Annotated in this window: 3 protein-coding genes and 1 tRNA gene; 1 reads left to right on the forward strand and 3 read right to left on the reverse strand. The window is 40.9% G+C overall.

The window, feature by feature from the left end:
• Positions 1-329: 329 nt before the first annotated feature.
• From ACFIL8_RS07970 to ACFIL8_RS07980, 3 genes are all read right to left on the reverse strand, one after another.
• Positions 330-722 carry a helix-turn-helix domain-containing protein gene (locus ACFIL8_RS07970; RefSeq protein WP_375636922.1) on the reverse strand — a complete coding sequence of 131 codons (393 nt, stop codon included), beginning with the start codon at positions 720-722 and terminating at the stop codon, positions 330-332.
• Positions 723-1154: 432 nt separating this feature from the next.
• Positions 1155-2450 carry a UDP-N-acetylglucosamine 1-carboxyvinyltransferase gene (murA, locus tag ACFIL8_RS07975; RefSeq protein WP_375611654.1) on the reverse strand — a complete coding sequence of 432 codons (1296 nt, stop codon included), beginning with the start codon at positions 2448-2450 and terminating at the stop codon, positions 1155-1157.
• 176 nt (positions 2451-2626) lie between these two features.
• On the reverse strand, positions 2627-2779 hold the full coding sequence (locus ACFIL8_RS07980) for a hypothetical protein (protein WP_375607050.1): 153 nt from the start codon (positions 2777-2779) through the stop codon (positions 2627-2629).
• Between the two features lie 176 nt (positions 2780-2955).
• Here ACFIL8_RS07980 and ACFIL8_RS07985 point away from each other — a divergent pair.
• Positions 2956-3030, forward strand: a tRNA-Thr gene (locus ACFIL8_RS07985).
• Positions 3031-4132: the final 1102 nt, after the last annotated feature.

Here is a 4132-nt window from a genome sequence, read left to right on the forward strand (position 1 = left end):
TTTTCTGCCTATCGAAATATCGTTAAAGTGTGGATTTTTAGTTTGCACGTCAAGCTCCCCTGCCGGTTGCGAGCGCCCTCGCATTGGTATTCCGGGAGTCAAAAACACTGAATCCGAGTCAGCTTTTTTGCTTTTAGTGCTAGAGAGCACCTGGACATAGCAAAAACTCCCAGAATCTCGCGATACTTATAAAGCAGGCCAATGTTTCATCTTGGATTTTCAGGCTTTGGGTTTCACCATTCAACCACACTGTACGACGAGAACCCTGGTGCTTGTTCATAAAATAATTTCTGGAGACCAGCAATAAAATTTAAAACAGTGTTTTTATCTCATGAGACAATCAAACACAAAATTGCTTTCTGTTTTTGAGGTTTGAGCTCTCTAAAACTTTTCAAAAGGATGTGCTCTTCTTTACTTGCGATCCCTTCATCACAGCAATACAAGGCATTTTCTTTTGTCGAGAGATCCGTATAGAAAAAAGAAATGGGAACATTAAGAATATCGGCAATTTCTTGTAAACGCCCAGCTCCTATACGATTAGAGCCTTTTTCATATTTTTGGATTTGTTGAAAAGTCACACCTAACTGGCTACCTAATTTCTTTTGCGACATCCCGATCATTGTTCTTTTAAAGCGAATTTTTCTGCCTATCGAAATATCGTTAAAGTGTGGATTTTTAGCTTTCACTTCAAGCTCCCCTGCCGGTTGCGAGCGCCCTCGCATTGGTATTCCGGGAGTCTGAAAGTACTGAGTTCAGTCAGCTTTTTTTGCTTTTAGTGCTCATCGCACCTGGACATGGCAAAAACTCCCGGAATCCCGGGATACCTACAAAAGTAGGCTAATCTTATGTACTGAACTTTAGGGCTTTCAGACCCTACTGATCGCTGCGTAGACGACCAAAGTTACCCTTTAAGGTATAAAGCAATTTCAGGAAATTAGCAATAAAATTTAAAAACAGTCTTTATTTTATGAGCTCCACCCCCGCCTCTCAAACTTTTATGCCCGCTCGTAAAAACTCCAAAACCATGAAATAAAACCCACGTTTATTGAGATGACTAATAACCCTTTATTTTTGAGATCACACCTCCCAAAAGCACACCTAACAACATATCACCCCCTCTCAAAGCCATTCTTTGGAGCATATCTTTGAAAGCTTTACACTGTGATACGTTGGATTTTTGCGCCACAACGAGCCAATTTTTCTTCCAATCTCTCAAATCCACGATCAAGATGATAAACACGATTGACGATTGTTTCTCCCTTTGCTGCCAATGCTGCAATCACAAGAGAAACAGAAGCACGCAAATCCGTCGCCATGACAGGAGCCCCTTGCAAATTCTCTGTTCCATAGACAGTTGCCGTCTGCCCATCAAGCTTTATCTGTGCTCCTAAGCGATTGAGTTCTTGAACATGCATAAAACGATTTTCGAAAACCGTCTCTGTAATATGCGCGATTCCTTCAGCCCGTGTCATGAGCGCCATGAATTGCGCTTGGAGATCAGTTGGAAAAGCAGGATAAGGTCCTGTTTTAATATCAACGGGCATAATTTTGGTGTTCTTTGGATTTCGCTTAATATGAATTCCTTGAGGTTCTATTTGAATCTCGAGTCCTGTTTTTTGGAGCACCTTAAGCACCTTTGTGAGATGATTAGGATTTGCATTTTTAAGAAAGACATCTCCTCCCGTCATAGCAACAGCCATTGCATATGTTCCCGCTTCGATTCGATCAGCAATAACGCGTACTCTAGCACCGTTGAGTTTTTTAACCCCTTCAATTGTAAGCGTTGTTGTTCCTTCACCGGTTATTTGAGCCCCCATAGCATTCAGGGTTCGAATAAGGTTTGTCACTTCTGGCTCACAAGCTGCATTCTCAAGAGTGGTTGTTCCCTTTGCCATTGTCGCCGCCATCAGCAGCACATGGGTTCCACCAACAGTGACTTTAGGGAAACGATAGTGAGCACCTTTTAACCCCTTTAGCGCTTTTGCATGAACATATCCATTTTCGATAGTAATCTGTGCGCCTAAAGTTTTAAGTCCCTCAAGGATAAAATCGACAGGTCTTGTTCCAATAGCGCATCCTCCAGGAAGCGAAACATAAGCCTCTGCGCATCGTGCAAGCAGTGGTCCGATAACCCAAAAGCTTGCACGCATTTTTTTCACCAGTTCGTATGGTGCCCGTGTTGTGGCTATTTTTTGCGCCGTAAAATGAATTGTTCTTGAATTCACACATTCATCGTTAAACTCTTGTCCATCAACGGCATATCCAACACCATGATTATTGAGAATACGAATAAGCAATTCAACATCGGCCAGATGCGGAATATTTTCTAAAGTGAGCGTTTCTTCTGTCAGCAGCGCCGCAATCATAAGAGGCAATGCAGCATTTTTTGCCCCTGATATAGGAATTGTTCCTTGAAGTTTTTTTCCCCCAACAATTTGAATAGAATCCATCGTGTTTTCCCTCTTTTCCTTTGTGCCTGCCCTTCCAAAGGATTGTCCCCCTTCGGGAAGTTATGCTTTATTAATCGTTTTAGAACGCATTCTAACTATGAGAACAAATTATTGAGAAGTTTGGTTGCAAAAATTTACTAAAAAACATTTTTTTGCATTTTAGAGCTTTTTGCATTTTAGAGCTCTGGTTGTGCTCTTTTTCGGCTTTGCTCTTTTCGACGTTTCAGGTTTTGACGCAATTGTTGTGCCAATCTTTCTTGACGTCGTTTTGCTTTTTCATCTTGATGATTAATTTCATTTTGTTTTTGTTTTTGATGCATTTGTGTCATTGCGCAACCTTTTAAACAGTGTTGAGCTTCTATCCAAGCAACTCATAACCTTAAATATTTAAGCATATAAGAAACATATGTCATGACATAAGATACGTTTTCTTGCAAGAATATACAAATGTTCTCTTGCCTATTTTCTGACAATATGGCACAAGACAGCGCAAAGATTGAAAAGGGCTGCGGTAGCTCAGTGGTAGAGCACTCCCTTGGTAAGGGAGAGGTCGAGAGTTCAATCCTCTCTCGCAGCACCATTTTATTCTTCTTTTGCCTCTCTCTTCTTGCCCTTATAAGTCTTCCCTATAAGCCTAAATCTTTTCCCCAACCTTCATCGGCTTCATCAAATCCTCCATCCTTTAAACCATGCGCTTCAATAGCCTCAAAATCAGTAGCTTCAAAATCAAGAGCCTCAATGCCACGCTTAATCTCTAAAATGCCTTACGAACGGCTTTTGAAATTGACCGCCCCCCAAAGAATATCCCCCCACCCCTTTCCTTGCCTCCCCTCTCTTTCATTTCTGTAAGATTGTCCCCCTATCCTTCTCTTTACCAAGCCTCACTGTTGCAACAGCTCTTAGCACTTGAGACGGTATAGGCATTTTTATTTTTTCAATATTTTATTTCTTGAATATTTTTCCCCACAAGCTCACCCTGTTTGTAATATGCAAACAAACGATTTTACTTGATTCAATATAAGAGCGTCTGAATAAGAAGGGTTGAAATAAGAACATCTCACACTATTTCGGGCTCTCATTGAAATTCAAATTAAATCTCAATAATGAATTATTATAAACTCATTGTTTGAACATATCCCATTGATACCTTTATCCGCCCCAAAATGAATAATCTTATCTTTCTAGCCTCTCTACCCACCTCAAGCAACACAAGTATTCCCTGTAAAAATTAGAATAAGCTTCATCGATCCTATTCGTCATTTACAACAAATCTAACAGAGCCATTTCCAGAACCTCCTCTCAACGCCTTTCCCATTCTCCCCACCCCTTACCAAAAGCAAAAACCAAACAGTGATACCCCTCCACAGTGAAGCTTTCAAGAAGCCACCCCACGCTCCCATATGGCAAACATCCCATATGGCAAACATCCCATATGGCAGAAAATTGAGAGCCTGCCTTTTCAAAGAAGATCCCTCATTACCAATTTTATACACTATGGTTTTCCACGTGCTCTAAGCCTCCCTCTTTCAACACGCATCTTTTTTATACGAATACTTTGATTGATACGGATAGCGTTATTCGTCTTGCATAAGAGCCCCAAGAGCGAAAAATTCTCTCCCCCTCTATTCTATTGAAATCAATCACTCCTCTTCGCTTACAGTTCACAAACAGAAAGATCCGTA

The organism is Bartonella sp. AP57NXGY, from assembly GCF_042195805.1.
GTDB lineage: Bacteria > Pseudomonadota > Alphaproteobacteria > Rhizobiales > Rhizobiaceae > Bartonella.